This window comes from Frankia sp. AgB1.9 (assembly GCF_016786355.1).
In the GTDB taxonomy this organism is placed as follows: domain Bacteria; phylum Actinomycetota; class Actinomycetes; order Frankiales; family Frankiaceae; genus Pseudofrankia.
The window spans coordinates 14,390-37,877 of the sequence record NZ_JADWYX010000059.1 but is presented as its reverse complement, the minus strand read 5'-3'; the positions used below and the strand labels follow the sequence as shown (position 1 = coordinate 37,877).

The window sequence follows — 23,488 nt, the reverse complement described above, 5'->3', positions numbered from 1 at the left end:
ACGTCTACGCCGCGGTCTTGTGCCGAGTCAGGGTCGCCGCGATCTTGATCGCGTGAGGGGCGTTCCGGGGCGCCCTGTGACGGCGGTGAGGTGGTGCCGATGGCTGGTGGAAAGAAGGCGGGCGTGGTCCTCGTGAGCCCCTTGAGATGGTCTTCGAGGTCGAGTTCGTGACCGGAGAGCTGGGAGATCACCTGGCCCGGGCGGAGGCAGACGCGATCAGGGAAATCTGCGTGTGGGTCGCACAGCGCCGCGCCGCCAGCGCTTCTGGGGCCGCGGCGATGTGCGACGAGGCTGATCGGGCTACACGGGACGAGCGCCTAGGGCAGGCCAGGGTGCCGTCCGTCGAAAGCGAATTCTGATTGGTGGGACTTTTCTGCTGGGCACGCGCCATCTGGCGATGCACGGGGCGCCGGTAAAGTTGCTCCGGCCGGCTCCGGCGCGGCCAGGATCAGCGCCTTCGTCTGCTGACCACGCTTGCGCGGGGCGACCGCGCCGCGGCGGGCGACCCGCAGCACCCGTACCGCCTCGACCTGCCCATCACGAACCTTTGGCGTCCCGTGCGGCGGCCCGCCAACACAAGACGGGCGGCGGCCTCGGTATCGATCCGGGTCGGACTTGCCCTGCCAGGGCCGCGCCTTACGGTCGGGACGATCGATCTTGGTATCACGATGCCCGCCATCGCGAGATGAGAGCCAGCCCGTTGCCGTATCTGCCGGTCCCTTCGACCCCTACCTTCACGACCACGCCGAAGCCGCGCATCCAGCCGAGCAGCCCGGCGTATCCGGCCTCGGTCGCCGGGAACCGTGTCGACCCGAGTAGCCGCCCGACCGAGTCGAGCCCTGCCGCCGTGTGGGTGGCCTTGTGACCGACAAGGGCATCGGGATCGAGCTGCGAAGCGATAGGGCCGGTACCGGCGACGCGGCTGGCGGTCAGTTCGCCAGCCATCCGCCATCGACGATGATTTGCTGGCCGGTCACGTACGACGACGCGTCGGAGAGCAGGAAGACGGCGGCGCCGCCCAGTTCTTCGGGGCGGCCGAGTCTACGCATCGGGATTCTTTGCTCGATGCGGGCGAGTTCGGCGGCCTGGTCGAGGAGGTCGGCTGTCAGGTCGGTGCGGAAGTAACCCGGAGAGATCGCATTGACCCGTATTCCGAGGGCGGCCCATTCGGTTGCCAGGGAGCGCACGACGCCGAGGATGCCAGCTTTGGAGGCGGTGTACGCGATGGCGCGTGGTATCGCGATCGAGCTGCCCAGCGAGCCGATGAAAACATGGCTGCACGGCGTGCTGCCGACGCGGTGTCTCGTCAGCTCGCGTGCGAGGGCGATCGGCACGTGCAGGTTCACCGTCAGCACGCGGCGCAGGGCCTCGTCGTCGAAGTCCTGCGCGTCCGCGCGGTGCGTGATGCCTGCCGCATGCACGACGCCGTGGACAGGTCTGGTGGTGAGATCGCGCGCGAGTTCCGCCGCGGCGTCGAGCGTGGACAGATCGGCGGCGCGCACGCGTGCCGCCCCGCCGCTTGCTTCGATTTTGGTCTTCGTCTCGGTGAGCTGTGCCTCGCTCCGGGCGACGAGAGTCACGAAGGCGCCCGCTGCGGCGATCGCGTGCGCGATGGCTCTGCCAAGCCCGCGGCTCGCGCCGGTGACGACGACGTGCCGGTCGTCGAGACGGAATGCGGTCATGTGGACCGGACCGCGCAGGTCTTCGTCCGGGTGTAGAAGGCGATGGCGTCGTGGCCCTGTTCCTTGAAGGGCGATCCGGACAGTTTGTAGCCGCCGAACGGCTGGTGGACGTCCCAGCCGGAGGTGGGGAGGTTGACGGCGGCCTGTCCCGCGTCGATGCGGCGCAGGAATTCCTCGCAGGCGGCGAGGCTCCTGGTGAACAGGGCGGCGGACAGGCCGTAGCGCGAGGCGTTGGCGAGGCGGATCGCCTCGTCGAGGCCGGATACGGTCTTCACGGCGACGACCGGCCCGAAGACCTCGTCGTTCCAGATCGTCATGCCGGGGGTGACGTCGTCGAGGACGGTGGGCAGGACGTAGCAGCCGCGGGCGAGGATCAGGCCGTCGCCGGCCGTGCCGCCGGTCAGCACGACGGCGCCCTCGGCAGCGGCGGTACGGACCTGGCCGAGCACCGGGCTTTGCTGGCGGCGGTTGACGAGCGGTCCGACGGCCGTGGTGGGATCGAGGCCGGGCCCGACAGTCGTCGCGCGCGCGAGATCCACGAGCCGCGTGACGAGTTCGTCGTGGACCGGGGCCTCGACCAGGACGCGGCTGGTCGCGGTGCAGCGCTGGCCCGCCTGGCCGAACCCGGCGGCGGCGATCGTCTGCGCGGCAAGGTCGAGGTCGGCGTCGGCGAGCACGATCGCGGCGTTCTTCCCACCCATCTCGCACTGGATTCGCAGGTTACGCCCGGCGGTCGTGCGCTGCAGGCCCAAGCCGACGGCGGTCGACCCGGTGAAGGTGACGGCGTCGATCTCGTCCGAGTCGAGCAGGGCGTCGCCGATCTCGCCGATGTCGCCCGTGATCGTGGTGATGGTCTCGGGCGGTAGGCCCGCGTCCAGGAGCACACGGGTGAGCTCAAGTGCGATGGCGGGGGTGTCGGGCGCGGGCTTGAGGACGACGGCGTTGCCGGCGGCCAGGGCGGGGGCGAGCTTGCGGGCGGGCGTGAGCAGCGGGTCGTTCCACGGGGTGATGGCGAGGACGACGCCGACCGGCTCGCGGCGGACCGTCGCGGTCGTGTTCGGCCGCGCGTCGGCGATCAGCTCGCCGTGGGGGAGACGGCCCAGTCCGGCGTAGAACTCGAAGAAGTCGGCGGCCTTTCCGACCTCGCCGGTGGCCTCCGCGAGGGTCTTTCCGTTCTCGCGGGCCAGCACGTCCGCCAGTTCGCGGACGCGGTCGCGCAGCAGGCCCGCGGCGCGGAAGAGGACCCGGCCGCGGTCGATCGGGTTCGTGGTGTCCCAGACCCTCGCGCCCTCGCGGGCTGTGGCATAGGAGGCGCGGACTGTGGCGGCGTCGAGTGCCGGGACGCGGGCGACGACGGTGTCCCAGTCGGCGGCATCCCGGACCTCGATCGTGGAGCTGGCCCCTGTCCAGTGGCCCGCCAGATGTGCCTGATAGCTGCGGGCGCTGGTCATGGCGGGTCTCCCATCGCGGTCCAGGCGCCTGGAAGGTCTCCGGCGCGCAGGTAGGTGAGCAAGGTGGCGAGCCGGCCGGGCTCCAGGGGAACCGGGTTGGTCGGACGCGGGTAGTCGCGGGCCACGGACGCGGCGAGTGCTGGGATCTCCTCGGCGTCCGTAACGAACGTCCGCAGGTCCGTAGGTACGGCGACCGACCGGGCGAGCGCCTGGGCGGCGTCGGCGACGTCTCGCAGCGTCGCGCCCGGATGGCCGAGCACCGCCGCCGCCAGTTCGGCGCGCGCGCTCGCCGGCATCGTCTGGTTGTAGGCCAGGCAGTACGGCAGAGCGAGTGCGCAGCCCACCCCGTGGGCCAAATGGTGGCGCGCGGCGAGGACATAGCTCATCGAATGGCCGAGGACCACGCCCGCGTTCAGCGCGACGCCGGCGAGGAACGACGCGTAGAGCAGCTCGGAGCGGTCCCGCCGGTCGCCCCCGTACGCCGCCGGCAGCGCCGCGAAGATCCGCCGGGCGGCCTCACCGGAGAACATCCACGTCAGTTCGTTCGACGCCGTCGACATCATCGACTCGATGGCGTGTGACAGCGCGTCGAGCGCCGTCGAGGCGACCACCGCGGCCGGCAGCGCCTGGACGAGGTCTTCGTCGAGGACGGCCAAGGCGGGTACGAATTGCGGGCACAGAACCGCCTGCTTGGCACCGTCGACGGAGTACATCGCCACCCGGGTCGCCTCCGCCCCGGTGCCCACCGTCGTCGGCACCAGCACGAGCGGGCCAAACCCGGGCACTGGCGGGACCCGGCCTTTCAGGTCGCGGGCCGCTACGCCGGACGCGGCGCTAGGCGACGAGCTTCGCCGTGTCGAGCGCGCTCCCACCACCGACGCCGACGAATGCGACGGCCGACGCGTCCGCGGCGACGACGACGGCCCGCTCGACGAGCTCCAGGTCAGGCTCACCCGCGCCGGTCTCGGCCAGCCAGGCGAGTGGGACCGGGGCGAACGCCTCGTTCACCTCGAACGCGCCGATGTCGCCGATGGACAGGCCGGATCTCGCGAGTGCCTTCGCGGTGGCGGGGATCGGCGCGGTCAGCATGATCTGCGGATCCGCGCCGGCGAGCACGGCGGTGTGGATCCGCGCGAGGGGCCTTAGCCCCAGCTCCTGGGCCTTCTGCGAGGTTGTCATCAGCAGCGCGGCCGATCCGTCGGAGATCTGCGAGGAGTTCCCGGCGTGGATCACGCCGCTTTCCTTGAAGGCCTGTTTGAGCGTGGCCAGCCTTTCCACGGTCGACGCGCGGATCCCCTCGTCGTGCGCGACCAGTCCGGCGTCGGTGCTTACCGCGGTGATCTGATCGTCGAACCGGCCCTCGGCGCGCGCCGCGGCGGCCTTCTCATGGGAGGCGACCGCGAACTCGTCCAGTTGCGTTCGGGACAGGCCCCACCGCTCGGCGATCATCTCGGCGCCGAGCCCCTGATGAGGCCGCCGTCCCTCGTAGCGGTCGAGGAACGCCTTCGAGTAGAGCGAGCCGGTGCCCGGGGCAGACGTCGAGCCGAGCGGTACCCGGCTCATCGACTCGACACCGCCCGCGACGACCAGGTCGTACTGCCCCGCGATCAGACCTGCCGCCGCGAAGTGCACCGCCTGCTGCGAGGACCCGCACTGCCGGTCCACCGTCACTCCGGTCACCGACTCCGGCCAGCCGGCGGTCAGCACCGCCGTGCGGGCGATGTCCGCCGTCTGCTCCCCGACCTGCGAGACGCACCCCCAGACGACGTCGTCGATCAGCGCCGGGGTCGACCCCCGTCCGTTCGACCAGGGCGTTGAGAACATGCGCGGACAGGTCCGCCGCGTGCACCCCTGACAACACGCCGTTGCGCTTGCCGACCGGCGTGCGCACCGCTTCCACGATCACTGCGTCCGGCATGTCATGCCTCCTCGTCTGGAATCCGGAGGACCCGCTCACCCGCGGCGAGCAGCCGGTCCCAACATCGGCGTTTCGTTTCATAATGAAGAAGGGTTGATCCTGGGTCGTTCGGCGGGCCCCCACGACGGATCAAGGTGTGGCCGCCGCGTGGGGGAGCGGATGGCGGGCGCGGAGCCGTCGCGGAGCGCCGTCCAGCGTGCGGAGGTGGGTGGAGTCGAGCAGCGCGTCCTGGAGCGTGAGCAGACCGACGTCGGCGAGGAGTTCCTTGCGCAGGTGCTGCCAGGTGCCGTCGGTGTGCCAGTCGCGTAGCCGCCGCCAGCAGGTCACTCCCGAGACACCGAAGAGCGCCGTCGGTAGCTCGCGCCACGGCACGTCGTTGCGCAGCACCCAGAGGATTCCCTCCAGGACGTCCCGGTCGTCTGCTGGGAGCCGGCCGGGATGACGGGTCCTGCGCGCCCGCGCCGGAATCAGCGGCGCGAGACGCTCCCACAGCTCGTCGCCGATCACCCGATCGTGGTGAGTGTCGACCTCCGCTCCCGCCACGGAGTCTCTGCCCGCGACGGCCTCTTCTTTTTGAAACGACCGTCCGAGAGCGGGTGTCAGGTCGGTGAAGTGGGCGGTCTGGCCCGACATGTCTCGGCGGAGTGAGGCGAGGATGGCGATGTAGGCCAGTTCGGCGGCGATCTCCCAGCCCAGTCCGGTGTCGGCGAGGACGGCGGCGGTGAAGTGGGCGCTGAGGTGAGCGCTGACCGAGGCGACAAGTGCCTCCGGTGGGCCGCCGCCGCGGCCGTCGGCGTGCCAGAGCGTCACCGCGATGCGTTCCATGGCGCGGTCGCGGATTCGCCGCCGCTTGTTCGCCTCGGCCGCGAGCTCGGCTGGCAGGTCCTGGCGGGAGAGCAGCTCCCAGTAGCCGAGGCCGTAGGCAGAGTTCATGCTGTGGGTCGCGGTGCAGGTGGATCGCAGCCAGCTTTCGAGGTGGCCGTCGAAGGCGGGGAGCCGGCGGCCGAACTGCTCGTCGCCTGCCGCGAATGCGGCGGCCAGCAGGTGGTCGCGGCTGGTGAACAGTCGGAAGAGTGTGCGTCGGCTGGTTCCCGCCGCCTGGGCGATCTCGTCCATGGTCACGCCGAGGCCGTGGCGGACGGCGAGGCGGCGGGTCGCGGTGAGGATGTGCTCGACCGCGGTCTGGCGCAGCCGGTCACCGAGCAGCTGGCCGCTCGCGGATGTCCGGGGGCCACGTTCCAGCAGGTCGCTGGCACTTTCTGCCTGCGCCGGTCCGGGATCGGCGGATGTCGTCCGGACCGTGCTCCCGGCCGGCAGGGTATCCAGCAGCAGGACGGCGCGGATGGCGTGGTGGGCCTCGTCAGCGGCGGTCTGCCAGGACCTGCCGGCCTCGGTCATCACCGCCGCGGTGAAGTGGGCGCTTAGGTGCGCACTGACGACCGCGAGTACGAGGAGTGGCGGGGCGTCGTGCCTGCCGATGGCCCGCCAGAGCGTGGCTGTGATCCGTTCCATGGCCTGGCCGCGGCCGGTGCGTCGTTTCCGCTCGGTCGCGGCGAGCACGGGGGAGAGGTCTGGCCGGGACTGCAGTTCCCAGTACCCGAGGCCGAATGCGGCGTTCCGCTCGTGCACGGTGTCGCACAGGGCGCGCAGCCACCGCTCAGGATCGCCGTCGTAGGCCGGTAGGTGGCGTTCGAAGGTGTCCATCGCCGCCTCGAAGGCCGCGGCTATCAGCTCGTCGTGGCCCGTGAAGAGGCGGAACAGGGTGCTGCGGCTGAGGCCCGCGGCGTCGGCGATCTGGTCCATCGTCACGCCGAGGCCCTCGGCGATGACGAGGCGCCGCGCCGCGGTGAGGGCGTCGTCGACCGCGGCCTGCCGCCTGGCCAGGGTGGTCGGTCGAAGAGTCGCGGACACGGCCGAGGCCTAGCCGCCGGTGGCCTGGCTGGCGACCGCCGAGCACTTGACACTCATAAATGCCATGTTAACACTTGCCCATGTCATTGTGAGAGGAGTTGTTCACGTGGTGCTGTCTACCGACCGCGCGACCCGGGATCCGGACGCGGACGCTCTGGTCGGCAAGATCCGTGCGGGGGGCCAGCCGCCACTGTCGGCCCTGGGCGTGGAGGGTGCGCGCGCCTACCTGGAGGAGCGGGCAGCGCAGGGCAGTCCGGGCCCGGACGTCGAGCTGGTGCGCGACGCGACCATTCCGGCGGACGAGAGGTCGATTGCCGTCCGGGTCTACCGGTCGGCGTCGCCCGAGGCCCTCCCGATCGTCGTCTACCTGCACGGCGGGGGTTGGGTCATCGGAAGCATCACGGCGTCGGACGCGTTCTGCCGCCGTCTGGCCCGCGCCGCGCACTGCATCGTGATCTCTGTCGAGTACCGCCTGGCGCCCGAGCATCCGTTCCCGGCGGCCGTACTGGACGCCGAGGCCGCGATCCTGTGGGCGGCGGAGCAGTCGGACTTGTGGCGAGGCGATGCCCGCCGGCTGATCGTCCTCGGTGACTCGGCCGGCGCGAACATCGGGACGGTAGCGGTGCGCTGGCTCGTCGCCGCCGGTCGGCAGGTCGTGGCCCGCCAGATTTTGGCGTATCCGGGCACGCGGGCGGACCGGGCGCCGTCAGCGGGCCCGTGGGGCCAGGAGTGGCCGCTGACCGACAACGAACGGGCCTGGTTCTTCGAGCAGTACGTCCCGGACGACGCCATGCGGACCCACCCCGATGTCGCGCCGCTGCTGGCCGACGTCTCGGATCTGCCGCCGACGACGATTCTGCTGGGCGGCTGCGACCCGCTGGCGGATGAGGGGTTCGCGTACGCCCAGCACCTGTGGGAGTCCGGTGTTTCGGTGGATTTGCATCTGTTCTCCGGGCAGATTCACGGTTTCCTGACGCTGGACCCGGCGATCCTGCCGCGCGCTGAGGAGGCCGTGGGCCTGGTCGCCAACGCGATCCGCGCGGTGGGTGCCCGGTGAGCCGGCATCTGCGGACCGAGCCGATCCACGACGACGACGCGGCGATCGCGCGGGCACTTGCCTCGATATCCGTGTCGGCGTTGACCGCCGCGGCCGTGCACATCACCGGCGACCCGTCGTTCGTGCGTGGGCCGATCCGTCCGCGGGAGTTCGTCCTCAACGAGTTCAACGGCATGCTCGCGGAGGACGAGAAGGCCGAGCTGCGGGTCCGTGCGCTGGACACGATTCGGGCCTGGCGGGACGCGGGCTGCCCACCGGTCGCACCGCTGAGCACCGCGCTGGTCCGCGAGGTGATGGACTGGATCGCCTGCGAGCCGGTCCCGGACGACTATGCGGCGCTCTACCTGGAGGAGATGGATCTCGCGGGGCGTAACCCGCGCGCGCTCCCGGTCCGCGCGACGGCCTGCGACCGGGAGGAGCTTTCGGTCCTGGTGATCGGCTGCGGCGAGGCGGGCCTGCTCGCGGGTATCCGGCTGAAGGAGGCCGGTATCCCGTTCGAGATCATCGAGAAGAGCGGCGACGTCGGCGGGACGTGGCTGGACAACACCTACCCGGGCGCACGGGTCGATGTGGCGACGCATTACTACAGTTATTCGTTCGAGGCGAACGACGGGTTCAGCGAGTACTACGCCCGCCAGCCCGAGCTGTACCGCTATTTCCGCCGGGTCTTCGACGAGCACGGAATCGCCGAGCATGTCCGCTGGCATTCCGAGGTCGAGCGGGCGGCGTGGGACGAGACGGCGAGCCGCTGGCAGGTGACGATCCGCGGGCCGCAGGGATTGCGCGAGACGCGTTCGGCAAGGGTGCTGATCTCGGCTGTCGGCCTGCTGAGCAGGCCGCTCATCCCGGACCTGCCCGGCCTTGACGGGTTCGAGGGCCCGGTGTTCCACACCGCCGAGTGGGACCACTCGGTCGATCTGCGCGGTAAGCGGGTCGCGCTGATTGGCGCCGGCGCCAGCGGCTTCCAGGTGGGCCCGGCGATCGTCGACGAGGTCGAACGGCTCGTCGTCTTTCAGCGCACCCCGCAGTGGATGGCCCCCAACCCCCGTTACCACGCCCCGGTCACCCCCGGCGAGCGGTGGGCGATGCGCCACCTGCCCGGGTTCGCCCGCTGGTACCGCTTCATGCTCATGTGGCAGTCCAGCGACAAGCTCCTCGAACTTGTCCGCGCCGACGAGACCTGGCCGGACTTCCCCCGTACCGCGAACGCCGCCAGCGCGGCCCGCCGCGAGGTCTTCAGCCGCTGGATCGAGCAGCACGTCGGTGACGACCCGGTACTCAAAGGCCAGGTGACGCCGGACTACCCGCCGATGGCGAAGCGGATGCTCCAGGACAACGGCAGCTGGCTGCGCTGCCTGCGCCGGCCGCACGTCGAGCTCGTCACCGACGGGATCACCGGGATCGGCCCGTCGTCGGTGACGACCGCCGAGGGGCGTTTCGACGTCGACGTGATCGTGCTCGCGACCGGGTTCCGCGCCAGCGAGCTGCTCTGGCCGATGGAGATCGTGGGCCGGGACAGTGTGCCGCTTTCGAAGGTGTGGGACGGCAAGCCGGCGGCCTACCGGGGAATCTCGGTGCCCGGATTCCCGAACTTCTTCATGATGGCCGGGCCCGGGACGGGGATCGCGCACGCGGGCAGCGTCATCCTGACGACCGAGTGTCAGATGCGGTACATCGGCGATGCGATCCGGACCCTCGTCGATGGCGACCACCGGGCGATCGAACCGACTCAGGAGGCCTACGACCGCTACCAGCAAGAGCTCCAGGCCGAGATCGCCACCCTCATGTGGGGACATCCTTCCATCGAGCACTCCTGGTACAAGGCCGCCGACGGGAAGGTCTACGTGCTGTGCCCGTGGCGGCTGGTCGACTACTGGACGATGACGGGGAGGGTCGTCCCCGATGACCACCACGTCAGCTGACCGCGGTGTGGGCGGACCGGAGGAGCTGGCGGATCGAGTCGTCCTGGTTACCGGGGCGGCGCGGGGTCAGGGCCGCGCGATCGCCGAACGGCTCGCCGCCGCCGGGGCCCGGGTCGTGGCCGGTGACGTCCTCGACACGGTCGCCGAACTCGCGGACGCATGGCCTGGCCGCATCCACGCGGGCAGCCTCGACGTCACCGATCCGCACGCGTGGGAGGACCTGGTCGGCCAGGGCGTCGAGCGTTTCGGCGGGCTGGATTCCCTGGTCAACAACGCGGGCGTCCTGCGCCGCGTGCGTCTCGACGACGAGACCGCGACCTCGTTCGAGGCGATCTGGCGGGTCAACACCCTCGGACCTTTCCTCGGCGTCCAGGCCTGTCTTCCTTACTTGCGTGCCAGCGGCGCCGGCACGGTCGTCAACACGCTGTCGACCGCGGCAACGACGGCGTGGAGCGGGCACGGCGCCTATGTGTCCTCCAAGTGGGGGCTGCGCGGGCTGACCAAGGTCATGGCCCTTGAGCTCGCGGAGCACAGCATCCGGGTGAACGCGATCGTTCCCGGTCCGATTCTCACGCCGATGGTCGTGCGTCCCGACGACCTCAACGCGGCCAATCGTCTGGCCCGTACACCGCTGGGACGGGCCGGGCTGCCCGCTGACATCGCCGAGCTGGCGCTGTTCCTGGTCTCGGACCGTTCGACGTTCATCACCGGAGCCGAGTTCGTTATCGACGGCGGCCAGACCGCCGGAGTCACTGTCAGGGAGGGCACATGAGCTACGACATCGTGCTGCGTGGCGGAACCGTGATCGACGGCTCGGGTGCCGCGGCCCGGACCGCGGACGTCGCGATCCGCGACGGCCTGATCGTCGAGGTCGGCGCGGTCGACGGGCGCGCGGACCGCGAGCTGGAGGTGTCCGGCGCACTCGTGATCCCAGGGTTCGTGGACGTTCACACGCACTACGACGGACAGGCCACCTGGGACAGCTTCCTGCAGCCCTCAGCCGCGCACGGCGTCACCACCGCCGTCATGGGCAACTGCGGAGTCGGTTTCGCGCCTGTCCGTCGCGCCGACCGCGACGCCCTCATCGAACTGATGGAAGGCGTCGAGGACCTGCCCGGCACCGTCCTGCACGAGGGCCTGCCCTGGACCTGGGAAAGCATCGAGGAGTACCTCGATGCCCTCGACAGTCGCCCCCACGACATCGACTTCGCCACCCAGGTCTGCCACAGCCCCGTGCGCCTCTACGTGATGGGCCAGCGTGGCGCCGACCGGGAGCCGGCCACGCCGGACGACATCGCCGAGATGGGCCGGATCACCGCGGCGGGCATCCGCGCCGGCGCGCTCGGGTTCAGTACCTCACGGACCGTCAACCACCGCACCAGCACGGGCGCACCCGCGCCCTCGCTCGACGCGGCTCGCGCCGAGCTCGTCGGTATCGCGCAGGCGATGGGCGCTACCGGCCAAGGCGTGTTGCAGGTCGTCTCGGACTTCACCGACTTCGACGATGAGATCGAGACCCTGTACGCGATGATGCGCGCCTCGGGCCGGCCGATGTCGGTCTCCCTCTCCCAGAAAGAACCCGGGACCGGCTACCGCGAGACGCTGCGCGCCATCGAGCAGGCCAACGCCGATGGTTTACGGATGACCGGAGTCGTGCCCGCCCGTGCCATCGGGGTTCTGATCACCCTGGACGGGACCGTCAACCCATGGGCCACGTCGGTGACCTTCCGGTCGGGCGCAGACCTCAAAGACCCGGCGGTCAAGGCGACAATCCTCGCCGAGACCGAGACAGCCGGCGGCTTCCGACGCGGCTACGACCGGATCTTCGAGCTCGGTGACCGGCCGGACTACGAGCCCGCACCGTCGGCCTCGATCGCCGCCCGGGCACAGCGGGAAGGCCGCTCGCCCGACGAACTGCTCTACGACGTGCTGCTGCGGGGCCCGGCCTACATGCCGGTTCTCAACTACTTCGACGGCAACCTCGACCCCGCGCACGAACTGCTCGCGCACCCCCACACGATTCCCGGGCTCGGCGACGGCGGGGCGCACGTCGGCACCATCTCCGACGGGAGCTTCCCGACCACGCTGCTTGCCCACTGGGGCCGCGACCGCGACCGCGGACCGCGCTTCGAGCTGCCGTGGCTCGTCGCCCGCCAATGCCGGGCGACCGCGCAGCACGTCGGGCTCACCGACCGGGGCCTGCTCGCCCCCGGCTACAAGGCCGACGTCAACGTCATCGACTTCGACCGCCTCGCCGTACGCCCGCCGCACATCGTGGCCGACCTGCCCGCCGGCGGCCGGCGGGTGATGCAGGAGGCCGACGGCTACCTGCACACCTTCGTCAGCGGCACCGAGGTCTACACCAACGGCACCTGGACCGGACGGCTCCCCGGACGACTCGTCCGCGGCACCCACCACCCTGCCGGATGATCGAGCCCAGCGGGCCGCCACCCCCGACGCTTCCCGAGGATGAAGATCTGTGATGGTGACCAGCGCCAGCGCGGTCTACTACGACCCCTATGACACCCAGATCGACACCGATCCGTACCCGGTCTGGAAGCGGCTACGGGACGAGGCGCCGCTCTACTACAACGATGCGCACGACTTCTACGCGCTGAGCCGCTTCGACGACGTCGAACCCGCGCTCATCGACTGGGAGACCTACCGGTCCGGCCGGGGCTCGATCCTGGAGTACATCAAGGCGAACATCCAGTTCCCGCCGGGCATCATCCTCTTCGAGGACCCCCCCATCCACAATGTTCACCGCGGCATCCTCGCGCAGGTCTTCACCCCTCGGAAGATGAACGCGCTGGAGCCGAAGATCCGGGAGTTCTGCGCCCGGGCGCTTGATCCGCTCGTCGGTTCCGGTGGGTTCGACTTCATCAAGGACCTCGGCGCGCAGATGCCGATGCGCACCATCGGTTACCTGCTCGGCATCCCCGAAGCGGACCAGGAAGCGATCCGGGACAGGATCGATGACAACCTCCGCCTGAAAGACGGCCTACAGCGCGACTTCTCTCCCGACCGCTTCAGCCCGGAGCATTTCGGCGACTACATCGACTGGCGGGCCAGACATCCGTCCGATGACCTCATGACCGAACTCCTGCGGGCGGAGTTCGAGGACGAGACCGGCACGACCCGTCGGCTCACCCGCGAAGAGGTCCTCACCTACGTCAACCTGCTCGCCGGAGCCGGCAACGAGACCACCACCCGTCTCATCGGCTGGACCGGGAAAGTCCTCGCCGAGCACCCCGACCAGCGCCAGCAACTCGCCGCCGACCGGTCCCTGATCCCGAACGCCGTCGAGGAGCTACTCCGCTACGAGGCACCCTCACCCGTGCAGGCCCGCTATGTCGCCCGCGACGTCGAGTACCACGGCCAGACCGTCGCGGAAGGCAGCATCATGCTGCTGCTCAACGGCTCGGCGAACCGCGACGATCGCCGCTTCCGCGACGCAGACCGTTTCGACATCCACCGCGCCGACGGCCGGCACCTCAGCTTCGGCTACGGGCTGCACCACTGCCTCGGCGCCGCGCTCGCCCGCCTCGAAGGCCGGATCGCCCTCGACGAGGTCCTCACCCGCTTTCCGACCTGGGACGTCGACTGGGACAACGCCCGCCAAGCGCGCACCTCCACCGTCCGTGGCTGGGAGACGCTGCCCGTCGTCACCGGTCAGAGCTGACGCGAGTGGCGGTCCCCACGGTCGTCCTCATCCACGGCGCGGGTGACACCGCCGACGTGTGGCAGTCCGTCCAGGCCTCGCTCGGCGGGCCGTCGGTCGCGCTCGACCTCGTCGGGCGCGGTCAGCACCCCGCCGACCTCGCCGCTGTGACCCTCGAGTCCGCCGTCCAGCAGGCCCTCCGGGACATCGAGGCCCTGACGGCCGGCCCTCTCGTCCTGGTCGCCCACTCCATGGGCGGAGCGCTCTCCCCGGGAATCCTGCGCTCCCTCGGTTCCCGCGTCGTGCACCTCGTGCACATCGCCGCGGTCGCCGCCGCCGACGGCGAGCTGCCCCTGGCCACCGCCTCACGCGAGTTCGCCGACAACCTGCTCGCCGCCGCGAACAGCCTTCGCGCGCAGCTACGCGCGACCAGCTACGCCGACCCGGACGACCACCTACCCGACGGTCTGCGACCCCTCACCGACCCGCTCGCCCTCACCCGCGTCGACTCCCTCAACCTCGGCTGCGTCCCCACGTCCTGGGCAGGAGTCGCCCCCGACCTGCCGCGAACCTTCATCCAGCCGCTCCACGACCGGCTTTATCCGGCCCCAGCCCAGCGACGGCTCGCCGCGGCGATCCATGCCCACCGCATTCGCCCTCTCGAAGCCGGCCACAACGCCGCCCGCTCAGCACCGGAGCACCTCGCTCACCTGCTCGACGACATTGCCTGGGCCCGTGATGCGGCGATCTGACGCCCCGGCGCCGACGCCGAATATCGGTGGGCGACCAGTCACCATCCGTCGGGTCGCCGCGGGCCACGCCCGCGCGGCGGCGTCCGCAGTTGTCCACAGACCGCACCCTGGAGCTCACGATGTCCGTCTCCGCCCCCCTGTCCAGCCGAGACTTCTGGACGCGGCCCCGCGCCGAACGGGCAGCGCACTTCGCCGAGCTGCGGGCAATCGCTCCCGTCAGCCTCCACGAACCCAGCGCCTTCACCCTGGCGCCGCAGCGGCGCGGATTCTGGGCAGTCACCCGCCACGCCGACGTGCAGCACGTGAGCCGAAACCCGGCGCTGTTCTGCTCCGGTCAGGGCGTCGGCCTCGGTGACCTGCCCCCGGACATCCTGGAGCTCAACGCCTCGTTTCTGGTGATGGACCCGCCGCAGCACACCGTGATCCGCCGGATTGTCAGCGGCGCCTTCACCCCACGGCGGGTCGCGCGCTTCGAGGCCGACATCACCACCGAGGCCCGCCGCATCGTGGACGAGTTCGTCGACCGCGGCGGCGACGTCGTCGAGGACCTGGCCATGAAGCTGCCGCTCTGGGCGATCTCGACCATGATGGGGGTCCCCGAATCCATGCGCGCCGAGTTCTACCGCGCCGCCGAAGGACAGATTGCCGCCCAGGACCCCGAGTACGCCAGAGCGGGGAAGGACAGCGCGACGTTCGCCCTCGAAGCGGCCATGACGTTGCACCGACTCGCGGCCGAACTGGTCGCCGACCGCCGTGCCCACCCGGGCGACGACATCCTGTCCACCCTCGTCACCGCTCAGATCGACGGCGAGCCGTTGGACGAGCAGCTGCTGCGCAGCATCTTCGTCCTGTTCGCCACAGCCGGGAACGACACCACCCGGACCAGCACCAGCCAGGGCGTCCGCCTTTTCGCCGAGAACCCGGACCAGTGGCGACGCCTGCGAGCCGATCCCACGCTGCTGCCGTCCGCGATCGAGGAAGTCGTGCGGTACGCGACCCCGGTCATCCACTTCCGCCGCACCGCGACCCAGGACACTGAACTCGCCGGCGCTCAGATAGCCGCCGGCGACCCCGTCGTCATGTTCTACGAATCGGCTAACTTCGACGAAACGGTCTTCGACGCACCCGAGACGTTCGACATCACCCGCGACCCCAACCCACACCTCGGATTCGGCGGCGGCGGCACCCACTTCTGCCTGGGAGCGAGCCTCGCCCGCTCCCAGCTCCGAGCCCTCTTCACCCGACTCGCCGAGCGAGCCGAAACCATCGAGGCAGGCCAGGCCGCATACCTCACCAGCAACTTCGTCAACGGCATCAAACGCATGCCCGTAACCATCACCGCCAGCTGAGGATCACGGACGCCACGACGTAATGCAGTGTGATGAGCCGTCAAGTACCGGAACCCTGAGTTACGCACACAGCCAGAAGGGCAACGCTGGCGGCCGGGCTCAAGCGCACCCGCGCCATCTGGGCGACCGGGCCATGTCGGAGCCAACACCCCGGAGGGCGCGGACCTGCGGTAACGCGCCAGCGGCAAACTCGCAGGTGGCGACCACTGTTGCGCGCTTGCGACGCCAGCGACCAATTCCGGCCCTAAAGTCGATCAATATGTTTGACCTGCGCAAATAGTCACATGAAGATCATTTAGGTGTGCCCCCGGCGGGGCACTCGGTAGAAGGGTGCAGCGCTGACCAGGCGTTTTCCGTCGGGACGCTGGTCCTGGAGGCCAGTTTCGAGCTCCCGGGTCGTGCGCGGTGACCGCGTCGCCGCGGGTCGAGGCGCGGGGTGCCGCGTTCCACGCCGTGACGGTGATCATGTCGGCGGTAGTGAGTCTCACCTTTCTCTTCGGCTTTGGCAACGTGTGGCTGTTGGCGTTGCGGCTCGGGGTGCCGAGCTACGTCGCCCCGCTGGTGGCGCCGGCAGTGGATCTGTCCGTGCTCGGGCTGCTCGTGGCGATCCGTGAGCTGGCTGTGCGGGGTGCTCCGGTTCGGGAGGTGCGGGCCGCGCGGAGGTTGTTGCTGTTCGCGAGTGTGGTGACGCTCGCGCTGAACGTCGCCGAACCGGCGCTGGCGGGGAACCCGGGGAAGGCCGCGTTCGACGCGGTCGGCCCGCTGTTGCTGATCGGCTGGGGGGAGGTGGGCCCGGGTCTTCTCGGCGCGATGGCCGAGCCCCGACCCACGCGGCCAGCCGCGGCGACGCCAGATCCCACCGTGGTGCCCGCTCCTGCAAGTCGGCGGTGACAAGCCGCCGACCGTGCCGAGGGCTGCCCAGGGCGATGTCGTTCTGGAAGGGGACGAGGCGAAATCAGCCGTTGCCGGCATGATCGACGACGGTGAGGCGCAGCCGCTGAGGGACTCGCAGGCCCAGATCGATGCGGAGGCGCGGGAGCAGGACCTGTTCCATCGGGCCCGCGCCGAAGACGTTTTGCACTGGCAGCAGTACCACCGGCCGATCTCCGCGGAGAGCCTCGGCTAGCGCCTCCATATTGGCTCCCGTAAGGCTCGGAGGCTGGTCACCCGACTCCGCTCCGACACCCACGGCACCCTCGACAACCGGGCGCCTGGGTGGGACGTCCTAGGTCCGATGCCGGCAGCCTGACAGGCGGCCTCATCCCGCCCGTGTGAGCGGCGGGACTCCTGGGCGGATTGCGAAGATGGGCGCTCGCCATGGCGGAGTACTCAGTCCGCCCGACCTGCCGGTCGAGCAGACCTTGAGCGTCGAACTCCGTCAGCTGGACTACCGGGACGCCGAGGCGGGCGCGCGACGTCCGGTGCTGGTCTGGCGGTTCGTCGCGCCCGTACGGATGATCTCCAGCGCCGTGCTCGGCGGTGGGCTCACCCAAGGCGACTGGGTGATCAACGCCGAGGTGGCCGCCGACTACCGCCGAGACGATCCCGCCGGACACCTGGAGGAACGTCGGGCTCATGACCGCCACCGACGTCCATCGGATGACCTGCGCTACCGACGGCGGCGTCCGCTGCGACGCGACGGTTGGACTGGCGTCGAAGGCTGCGGGCGCCAGGCTCTAACGTGGTCCACTATCGGCGACGCGGATGGTCAGACCGCCGCGGGCTGGTTGATGAACCAGACGAGTTTCTCCACGAGATTCTTGCTCTTCCAGCCGTTTGGGGTGCGCACGAAGTCGTGGTGGTAGTAGCCGCCGCAGGAGCTCTGTTCGGCCATGCCGTGCACTTGCATCGGGTTGAAGAACTGGGCGATCACCTTGGCTGTGTCGCCGTCAAGGGTGATCTCGATGTTCGTGATGTAGTGGATTTTCATCGGCATCTTGCCGAGACCTTGCTCCAGGTACTTCGCCATGTCGTCACGTCTGGAGACGGGCAGCGTGCTCGACGTCGAGGTGTAGTCGATGAGGGCGTCGGGTGTGAAGACCGACTTCCACAGGTCGAAATCGTTCGTGTCCACCCCGCGGGCGTAGCGCGCCAGCTGCTCCTGGATCTCCAGCTTGTCCGAGAGCGTTTGCAGGTCCATGGGTTTCCTCTTCCTCTGGCGGCGGGTGGGCCGGGTCAGCTGATGGTCAGGCCGTTGTCGACGACGTAGACGGCCCCGGTGATTGACCGCGCCTCTTCGGAGGCAAGGAAGGCGAACAGGGCCCCGATCTCCTCCGGCATGGCGACGCCGCGGTAGCCGGCCATGCGGCGGGAGAGGTCAGCGTCGCGGTCCTGTGGGAATGTCACGCTCTTCGCGATGTTCGTTAGCGTCCCGGCAGGCGCGATGCAGTTGACCCGTATCGGCGTCTTGATGAACTCGACCGCCAGCGACCGCGTGAGCGCGATGATCCCGCCCTTGCTGGCCGCGTAGGCCGCCGAGTACGGCACTCCCTGGATGCCCGCGTTCGACGCGATGTTGATGATGGTGCCGTCCGCCGCGAGCAGGTGGGGGATCGCGGCCCTGCAGAGGAAGAAGGGGCCGTCGAGATTGACCGCCAGGGTCCGCCGGTAAAGGTCGACGGAGGTCTCGGTGGTGTGCGCCGGGGTGTAGATACCCGCGACATTGCCGAGCACGTCGAGCCGGCCGAACTCGGCGACCGCCGCCGCCACCGCGGTCGCGCATGCCTCCGGGTCGGCGACGTCGACCGGGCGGACGCTGACCGCCCCCTGAGCGAGGCGTTTCGTCTCGACCAGGCCGTCCTCGTTGATGTCCGCGGCCAGCACGGCGGCGCCTTCGGAAGCCAGCCGGACCGTGATCGACCGGCCTATGCCCGAGCCGGCGCCGGTGATGAGCGCTACCTTGCCCTCAAACCGTCCCGTCATGGCGTCAGCTCCTTTTGTCATGCGGGCCAGGTCGACGTGTGTTGGTCGCCCGGTACCCGCGATGCGATGTCACTAGATCTCGGATGCCGGTCTGCTCATCGCATGCGCAGGAGCTGGCTGACGCCGTTGTTCCATGCACGCGAGGAGGGCTTGAACGGACGGCCGTCGCACCGGCTGTGGTCGCGAACCTCCGCCGGTGGTAACTCGGCGCGTCCATGGCGCCCTGTTGGAGGTAGCCGTCCGGCGGCGGGCCGCCACCTGCTGGTGTAAGGCGATCTTCTCGTCCCGATTCATGGCGGCCTACCTGCTCAGGGTGTCCCTCGCTGACCGCGGGTGTGTGCTCGTCCGTCCTCCGCGTCGCCGTGCTGTCAGAATTAATCATCAGATGATTAACAGGTGGACGGCGCTCACGCAACCAATCCCGCCCGGTCGCTGCCGTCGGCGAGGGTGGCCTCGTGCGCGCCGTCTCCCTGTGCGGCCGGCGGCACGTGTCGACGAACCGTCTTCGCAAGGACGTGCGGGTCGGCGGTCGGACCGGAGCGTCGCGACGCGGGCCCCGCCGGGCTTCGGTCGCGGGACCGGGGTCAGGACTCCGAACAGGGGAATCAACTGATTGATTAATGATAGGGTGCGGTGCCTCGGAGGCCGGTTCGCCCGTCCTGGACCTCGCGCCTGGAGACCGCCCGACCTCCCTCGGAGCGATGCTCGTGTTGATCTTCAAACGGGAGGCTGCGCGTCATGAATCCCTGGCGCCTGCGGGCATGGACGACGGCGCTGGCCACGGCGGTGCTAGTCGGATTACCCGGCGCGCTCGCCGGGTGCGGGGACTCATCGCGCCCGGCGGGTGGATTAGCCAGCTCCTGCTCGACGCCGATGCCGGGCGTCACTCCCCGCTCGATCAAGGTCGGATTCATCTTCCCTGACAGCGGGCCGCACGAGATCGTGACAGCCTTCCAGGGCTCTCGCAGCGGAGTCCAGGCACGCGTTGACCTGCAGAACGCCCGAGGCGGGCTCGACGGCCGCATGATCGATCTGGCCTGGGGTGACGATCAGTCCAGCGCGAGCACGTTCTCCCAGGTCGCGCACCAGCTCGTCGACACGCAGCAGGTCTTTGGTCTCATCACCGCGACGATTGTTCTGGATCAGTCGGCGGGCTGGCTCCGGCAGGGCGGTATTCCTGTCACCGGATCGGCCACTAGCGGGGTGTGGAGCGAGAACTCGAACCTCTTCAGCTTCGGCGGGCTGTTCGGCGCCGGGGACGCCTCTGTCTTCGGTGACTTCGTCAGGGCCCAGGGCGGGACGAAGGCACTCGTCGTCATCGACCCGGTCATCGCGGCGTCGCGGGACCTCGCTGCGCGGTTCACTCGCAGCCTGCGGAGTCGGGGCATTCAGGTCGTCGGTGAGGTGACCTATGCCGGTGGCGCCACAAGCGCGGCCCGCGTCGCCGAGCAGCTGAAGGACCTTGGCGCCGACACGCTCGTCGGCGCTGCCCAGTCGGGCCCCTTCATCGATATCTACGCGCAGGCGAAGTCGCTCGGGGCCAGAATCGCCGTCGCGCTGAACTCCACCGGTTTCAGCCCCAGCCTGCTCACTGCGCGCGGCAAGGATATGGGTGGTATGTCGATCATTTCGCCGCTCGCCGCGCAGGGCTCCCCGGCCATGATCGCGTACGAGGCCGCCATGCGGACCTATGCGCCGGAGCAGCAAGATCCGACCGACGAGCTTGCCGTCGCTGGCTACCTGGCGGCCGACGAGATGATCCAAGGCCTGCAACTGGCCGGTAAGTGCCCGACGCGCGCGGCCTTCATCCAGAATCTGCGCAAGGTCACCGACTTCACGGGCGGTGGTCTGATCGCCCCGGTCGACCTTTCACGGCCGAAGAATCCGACCACCTGCGAGAACTTCATCAAGGTCGATCCGACAGGCAGGACGTTCGCCGCGGTACCCCCTCCCGCGGCCCTTGACGTCCACGGTTACTGGTGCGGAGCGGTGCTCACCGACTAGCGGTCGCGCGCCCTCAGCGGGGATCGCTCGATGGCGGGCGGTCCGTGCTGTCGACGGTCTGGTGGCCGGGCGTGGCCCAGAACTTTCCCTGGATCATCAGCTTCAGCGCCTGGATAGTGCTGTGGTACTCGGCGGTGGGTGCCGTCAGTGCTTGTTCGTAGAGGCCCATGAGCAGTACGCCGATGACGTTAGTGGCGGCTTGGAGGTCGATGCCGTCGGCCAGTACGTGCTGCTCGTCGGCGTCGTGCAGGATGCCGGTCACGACGCTGTGGATGGACGCGACGATGGTGTCGCTGTTCTGCGCCAGGTTGAGGTCTGCGGCGCTTTCGACGCGGATCGCGCGGTCGAAGGGCACCGCGTATGGATTGTCGTGGACCATGTGGTCGGCTTCGTCGAGCACGGCCATGAGCTTGTCGAGGACGCCGTCGGCGGCCGCCACGGCTGCCGTGAACCGCGGGACGGTCTGCTGGGCGATCTCGCGGAAGGTCTCCTTGACCAGTTCTCCCTTGTTGGGGAAGTAGTGGTAAAGGCTGCCGCTGGTCATGCCCGCGGTCCTGGCGATCTGGCGGATGGTGGCGCGTGCGTAGCCGACCTCGGCGACACAGCGGAGGGTCGCGTCGATGAGGCGCTGCCGCGTCTGGTCGCCGCGGGCGCCGACCGGCCTCCCCAGCAGCGGCGGGGTGCTCACCACGGTCTCCTCGCTGTCGTGTCACCCGAGTGTCACACGCGCGATCAGTCGACCGGTGCCGCACCCTGTCCGTGTACGGGGTCGCCGCTGTCAGGCCGGCGGGGCGGCGGTCATTCTGGCGAGATGGGGTCGTCGGGCTCGATCCCGAAGCTGCACAGCATGGACGCCACGGTCTCGTAGGCGCCGATCGTGAAGATGACGTCCAGCAGTTGCTGCACGTCGAATGCGGCGCTGAGGACCGACCAGGTTTCGTCGGTCACCGTTCCGGCGGCGAGGACCTCGTCGACGGTGGTCAGGAGAGCTACGTCCAGGTGGCCGAAGTACGAAACGGCCGGGCCGGTGGAGATCTGGGCGGCATCCTCGGCCGTGAGGCCGGCAGCGGCGGCGAGATGGATGTGCTCCGCCCACAGGTAGCCGCAGGAACGACGCGCGGCGACGCGCAGCACGAGGATCTCGCGTTGCCGGGGTGTCAGCGTGGTCGCGAGCAGGACCTGGCCGTTGAACGTGAAGAAGGCTCGCGCGAGCTCCGGATGGTGCGCGAAGGTGCCCAGCATGCCCATCGGTCTGGGCTGTCCGTTCGCGGCCGGCATGTCATGACGCGGATTCGGGGGGACCATGGCCGCGAGCGCGGCACGCATCTCGGGCGGGAACTGGCCCGGCGGCAGCGGGTTGACACGCGCCATACGGGCGCTCCCTTCAGGGGGACTATCACGTGGACCAGGGCGATTTCCAGGCCGTGGTCCCGGTCTGAATGGACGCGGGCGAATCACTCGTCGTAGGCGATGTGCAGGCGAGTCAGCCCCCGGAGCATGAAGGTCGGCAGGTAGCGGTACCTCCTGGCACCCGCCGGGCCGTGCCTGTCCTCGTCGATCCAGAAGCGCGAGGTGCGCGTGAAGAGCCGGGTGAGGCTCACGACGGTCTCGGCGCGGGCGAGTGGCGCGCCGGGACAGGCGTGGACCCCGCGGCCGAACGCCACATGACTGCGGGCGTTCGGCCGGGCGAGATCGAACTCGTCGGGGGCCTGGAACCTCCTCGGGTCACGGTTGGCCGCGGTGTTCAGCACCATCACGGTCGTGCCGGCAGGGAGGTGGACGCCGCCGACGGTCACCGGGACCTTCGAAAGCCGGAAGTCACCGCGTACTGGGCTCTCCCAGCGCAGCGTCTCCTCGATGAGGTTCGGGATGAGCCCGTGGTCCGCGCGCACTCGGATCTGCAGCTCGGGATTCTCGGCAAGGACCATCACCGCCGAGCTCAGTAGCCGGACGGTCGTCTCCTGGCCGGCGGCGAACAGGTTCGCGGCGACCCGGACGACGTCCGTCAACTCGGGCAGCGATCCATCGGGGAATGTGGCCGACGCGAGCCCGGTGAGCACGTCAGGGCGCGGGTGGTCGCGCCGGCCGGTGACGTACTCGGAGAACTTCTCGTAGAGGTAGCCGAGGGGTGTGTGCGGCAAGGACTCACCCTTGGTGGAGCCCATGGTGCCGGCCTGGCCGCCGTGGAAGGCCTCGCGGAACTCCTCGTGGTCGGACTCGGGGACACCGAGGAGATCGGCGATGACGAGCATGGCGAACGGGCCGGCGTACTGCCCGTTGAACTCAACCTTCCCGTCGGCGAGGACCTCGTCGAGCTGACGCTCGGCGAGCCGCCACATGAACTCCTCGTTCTCCTTCAGCCGTTTCGGCGTGATCATCCGCGCGAGCAGCGCCCGGTGGTCGGTGTGCACCGGCGGGTCCAGCGTCGGTAACTGGTCGCTCATCGGCAGCTCGGCGCGGTGCGCGGCGATGGTCTGCGAGACGTCGTCGCCCACGAGAGGGATCGGGAAGCCGGGGAAAGGTCCGGTCACCGAGTTGCAGGCCGAGAACCGTTCGGTGTCGTTGTAGATCTGAACGGCCTCGTCATACCCGGTGACCATGAAGACTCCGTGGTGCGGCTCGCGCCGCACCGGGCACTCCGCACGCATGGCGGCGAGATACTCGTACGGGCTGTGCAGCACCTTGCCGTTCGTGAAGAAGTCGACAGCGTCGACGTCGATCATGAGATCGTCCTCTTTCGCTGGTGGCCGCGTATCCACCCGGCAGGCAGTGTCGGCGTTGCCCCCCCAAGTCGGGGGCCGGCGGGCCTTGGTGAGCGCGCCCGGGGGGGGGGGGGGGGGGGGGGGGCGCGCCCCGCGC

21 protein-coding genes and 1 pseudogene are annotated in these 23,488 nt (G+C 69.7%); 11 read left to right on the top strand and 11 right to left on the bottom strand.

Annotated features, from left to right (window positions below; genetic code table 11):
• Positions 1-663: 663 nt before the first annotated feature.
• The 6 genes and pseudogenes from I6A60_RS23125 to I6A60_RS23100 form a co-directional block, all read right to left on the bottom strand.
• Complete coding sequence (locus I6A60_RS23125) at positions 664-945, bottom strand: hypothetical protein (protein WP_203018819.1); 282 nt, start codon at positions 943-945, stop codon at positions 664-666.
• The gene (locus I6A60_RS23120) at positions 930-1,682 is read right to left on the bottom strand and encodes an SDR family NAD(P)-dependent oxidoreductase (protein WP_203018821.1); all 753 of its coding nucleotides are present in this window, start codon (positions 1,680-1,682) and stop codon (positions 930-932) included. Before I6A60_RS23120 ends, I6A60_RS23125 begins: the two co-directional genes overlap by 16 nt.
• A complete protein-coding gene (locus I6A60_RS23115) occupies positions 1,679-3,133 on the bottom strand; it encodes an aldehyde dehydrogenase (RefSeq protein WP_203018823.1) in 1,455 nt (484 codons plus the stop codon). The genes I6A60_RS23120 and I6A60_RS23115 overlap by 4 nt, the downstream gene beginning before the upstream one ends.
• A complete protein-coding gene (locus I6A60_RS23110) occupies positions 3,130-4,005 on the bottom strand; it encodes an iron-containing alcohol dehydrogenase (protein WP_307873821.1) in 876 nt (291 codons plus the stop codon). Before I6A60_RS23110 ends, I6A60_RS23115 begins: the two co-directional genes overlap by 4 nt.
• Positions 3,998-5,051 (bottom strand): annotated as a pseudogene (locus I6A60_RS23105) (acetyl-CoA C-acyltransferase); the annotation flags it as partial. The gene I6A60_RS23110 and the pseudogene I6A60_RS23105, both read right to left, overlap by 8 nt.
• 129 nt (positions 5,052-5,180) lie before the next feature.
• On the bottom strand, positions 5,181-6,962 hold the full coding sequence (locus I6A60_RS23100; protein ID WP_203018827.1) for a transposase: 1,782 nt from the start codon (positions 6,960-6,962) through the stop codon (positions 5,181-5,183).
• Between the two features lie 106 nt (positions 6,963-7,068).
• On the opposite strand from I6A60_RS23100, the gene I6A60_RS23095 reads away from it, so the two are divergent.
• The 10 genes from I6A60_RS23095 to I6A60_RS44130 all read left to right on the top strand — a co-directional run bounded on the left by I6A60_RS23095 (position 7,069) and on the right by I6A60_RS44130 (position 17,508).
• Complete coding sequence (locus tag I6A60_RS23095) at positions 7,069-8,019, top strand: alpha/beta hydrolase (RefSeq protein WP_203018829.1); 951 nt, start codon at positions 7,069-7,071, stop codon at positions 8,017-8,019.
• Positions 8,016-9,941, top strand: coding sequence for an NAD(P)/FAD-dependent oxidoreductase (locus I6A60_RS23090; protein WP_203018831.1), 1,926 nt, complete (start codon positions 8,016-8,018; stop codon positions 9,939-9,941). Before I6A60_RS23095 ends, I6A60_RS23090 begins: the two co-directional genes overlap by 4 nt.
• Complete coding sequence (locus I6A60_RS23085; RefSeq protein WP_238436031.1) at positions 9,922-10,713, top strand: SDR family NAD(P)-dependent oxidoreductase; 792 nt, start codon at positions 9,922-9,924, stop codon at positions 10,711-10,713. Before I6A60_RS23090 ends, I6A60_RS23085 begins: the two co-directional genes overlap by 20 nt.
• Positions 10,710-12,371 carry an amidohydrolase family protein gene (locus I6A60_RS23080; RefSeq protein ID WP_203018833.1) on the top strand — a complete coding sequence of 554 codons (1,662 nt, stop codon included), beginning with the start codon at positions 10,710-10,712 and terminating at the stop codon, positions 12,369-12,371. Before I6A60_RS23085 ends, I6A60_RS23080 begins: the two co-directional genes overlap by 4 nt.
• 52 nt (positions 12,372-12,423) lie before the next feature.
• The gene (locus tag I6A60_RS23075) at positions 12,424-13,623 is read left to right on the top strand and encodes a cytochrome P450 (protein WP_203018835.1); all 1,200 of its coding nucleotides are present in this window, start codon (positions 12,424-12,426) and stop codon (positions 13,621-13,623) included.
• A 5-nt stretch (positions 13,624-13,628) separates the two neighbouring features.
• Positions 13,629-14,354: an alpha/beta fold hydrolase gene (locus tag I6A60_RS23070; RefSeq protein ID WP_203018837.1), complete on the top strand. Its 726-nt coding sequence runs from the start codon at positions 13,629-13,631 to the stop codon at positions 14,352-14,354.
• A 119-nt stretch (positions 14,355-14,473) separates the two neighbouring features.
• Entirely contained in the window at positions 14,474-15,703 is a 1,230-nt protein-coding gene (locus I6A60_RS23065; RefSeq protein WP_203018839.1) for a cytochrome P450, read from the top strand.
• A gap of 405 nt (positions 15,704-16,108) precedes the next feature.
• Positions 16,109-16,594 (top strand): hypothetical protein, encoded by a 486-nt coding sequence (locus I6A60_RS44140; protein ID WP_374113478.1) that lies wholly within the window; start codon positions 16,109-16,111, stop codon positions 16,592-16,594.
• A gap of 13 nt (positions 16,595-16,607) precedes the next feature.
• Positions 16,608-16,829 carry a hypothetical protein gene (locus tag I6A60_RS44135; protein WP_374113477.1) on the top strand — a complete coding sequence of 74 codons (222 nt, stop codon included), beginning with the start codon at positions 16,608-16,610 and terminating at the stop codon, positions 16,827-16,829.
• Between the two features lie 178 nt (positions 16,830-17,007).
• Positions 17,008-17,508 carry an adenosylcobinamide amidohydrolase gene (locus tag I6A60_RS44130; RefSeq protein ID WP_374113476.1) on the top strand — a complete coding sequence of 167 codons (501 nt, stop codon included), beginning with the start codon at positions 17,008-17,010 and terminating at the stop codon, positions 17,506-17,508.
• On the opposite strand, the gene I6A60_RS23050 is transcribed toward I6A60_RS44130, so the two are convergent.
• Positions 17,412-17,843 carry a nuclear transport factor 2 family protein gene (locus I6A60_RS23050; protein ID WP_203018841.1) on the bottom strand — a complete coding sequence of 144 codons (432 nt, stop codon included), beginning with the start codon at positions 17,841-17,843 and terminating at the stop codon, positions 17,412-17,414. The two genes, I6A60_RS44130 and I6A60_RS23050, sit on opposite strands and share 97 nt — an antisense overlap.
• A gap of 35 nt (positions 17,844-17,878) precedes the next feature.
• Positions 17,879-18,625 (bottom strand): SDR family NAD(P)-dependent oxidoreductase, encoded by a 747-nt coding sequence (locus tag I6A60_RS23045; RefSeq protein WP_203018843.1) that lies wholly within the window; start codon positions 18,623-18,625, stop codon positions 17,879-17,881.
• 738 nt (positions 18,626-19,363) lie between these two features.
• Between I6A60_RS23045 and I6A60_RS23040 the strand changes: the two genes are divergently transcribed.
• Positions 19,364-20,629, top strand: coding sequence for an ABC transporter substrate-binding protein (locus I6A60_RS23040; RefSeq protein WP_203018845.1), 1,266 nt, complete (start codon positions 19,364-19,366; stop codon positions 20,627-20,629).
• A gap of 13 nt (positions 20,630-20,642) precedes the next feature.
• On the opposite strand, the gene I6A60_RS23035 is transcribed toward I6A60_RS23040, so the two are convergent.
• The 3 genes from I6A60_RS23035 to I6A60_RS23025 form a co-directional block, all read right to left on the bottom strand.
• Entirely contained in the window at positions 20,643-21,317 is a 675-nt protein-coding gene (locus I6A60_RS23035) for a TetR/AcrR family transcriptional regulator (protein WP_203018847.1), read from the bottom strand.
• A gap of 110 nt (positions 21,318-21,427) precedes the next feature.
• Positions 21,428-22,000 (bottom strand): carboxymuconolactone decarboxylase family protein, encoded by a 573-nt coding sequence (locus tag I6A60_RS23030; protein ID WP_203018849.1) that lies wholly within the window; start codon positions 21,998-22,000, stop codon positions 21,428-21,430.
• 83 nt (positions 22,001-22,083) lie between these two features.
• Complete coding sequence (locus I6A60_RS23025) at positions 22,084-23,352, bottom strand: cytochrome P450 (protein WP_203018851.1); 1,269 nt, start codon at positions 23,350-23,352, stop codon at positions 22,084-22,086.
• Positions 23,353-23,488: the final 136 nt, after the last annotated feature.

Coding starts and splice junctions, on each gene's coding strand:
- I6A60_RS23125 (WP_203018819.1), bottom strand. CDS start 945: ATGGCTGGCGAACTGACCGCCAGCCGCGTCGCCGGTACCGGCCCTATC.
- I6A60_RS23120 (WP_203018821.1), bottom strand. CDS start 1,682: ATGACCGCATTCCGTCTCGACGACCGGCACGTCGTCGTCACCGGCGCG.
- I6A60_RS23115 (WP_203018823.1), bottom strand. CDS start 3,133: ATGACCAGCGCCCGCAGCTATCAGGCACATCTGGCGGGCCACTGGACA.
- I6A60_RS23085 (WP_238436031.1), top strand. CDS start 9,922: ATGACCACCACGTCAGCTGACCGCGGTGTGGGCGGACCGGAGGAGCTG.
- I6A60_RS23080 (WP_203018833.1), top strand. CDS start 10,710: ATGAGCTACGACATCGTGCTGCGTGGCGGAACCGTGATCGACGGCTCG.
- I6A60_RS23075 (WP_203018835.1), top strand. CDS start 12,424: ATGGTGACCAGCGCCAGCGCGGTCTACTACGACCCCTATGACACCCAG.
- I6A60_RS23065 (WP_203018839.1), top strand. CDS start 14,474: ATGTCCGTCTCCGCCCCCCTGTCCAGCCGAGACTTCTGGACGCGGCCC.
- I6A60_RS44130 (WP_374113476.1), top strand. CDS start 17,008: ATGGGCGCTCGCCATGGCGGAGTACTCAGTCCGCCCGACCTGCCGGTC.
- I6A60_RS23050 (WP_203018841.1), bottom strand. CDS start 17,843: ATGGACCTGCAAACGCTCTCGGACAAGCTGGAGATCCAGGAGCAGCTG.
- I6A60_RS23045 (WP_203018843.1), bottom strand. CDS start 18,625: ATGACGGGACGGTTTGAGGGCAAGGTAGCGCTCATCACCGGCGCCGGC.
- I6A60_RS23040 (WP_203018845.1), top strand. CDS start 19,364: ATGAATCCCTGGCGCCTGCGGGCATGGACGACGGCGCTGGCCACGGCG.
- I6A60_RS23030 (WP_203018849.1), bottom strand. CDS start 22,000: ATGGCGCGTGTCAACCCGCTGCCGCCGGGCCAGTTCCCGCCCGAGATG.
- I6A60_RS23025 (WP_203018851.1), bottom strand. CDS start 23,352: ATGATCGACGTCGACGCTGTCGACTTCTTCACGAACGGCAAGGTGCTG.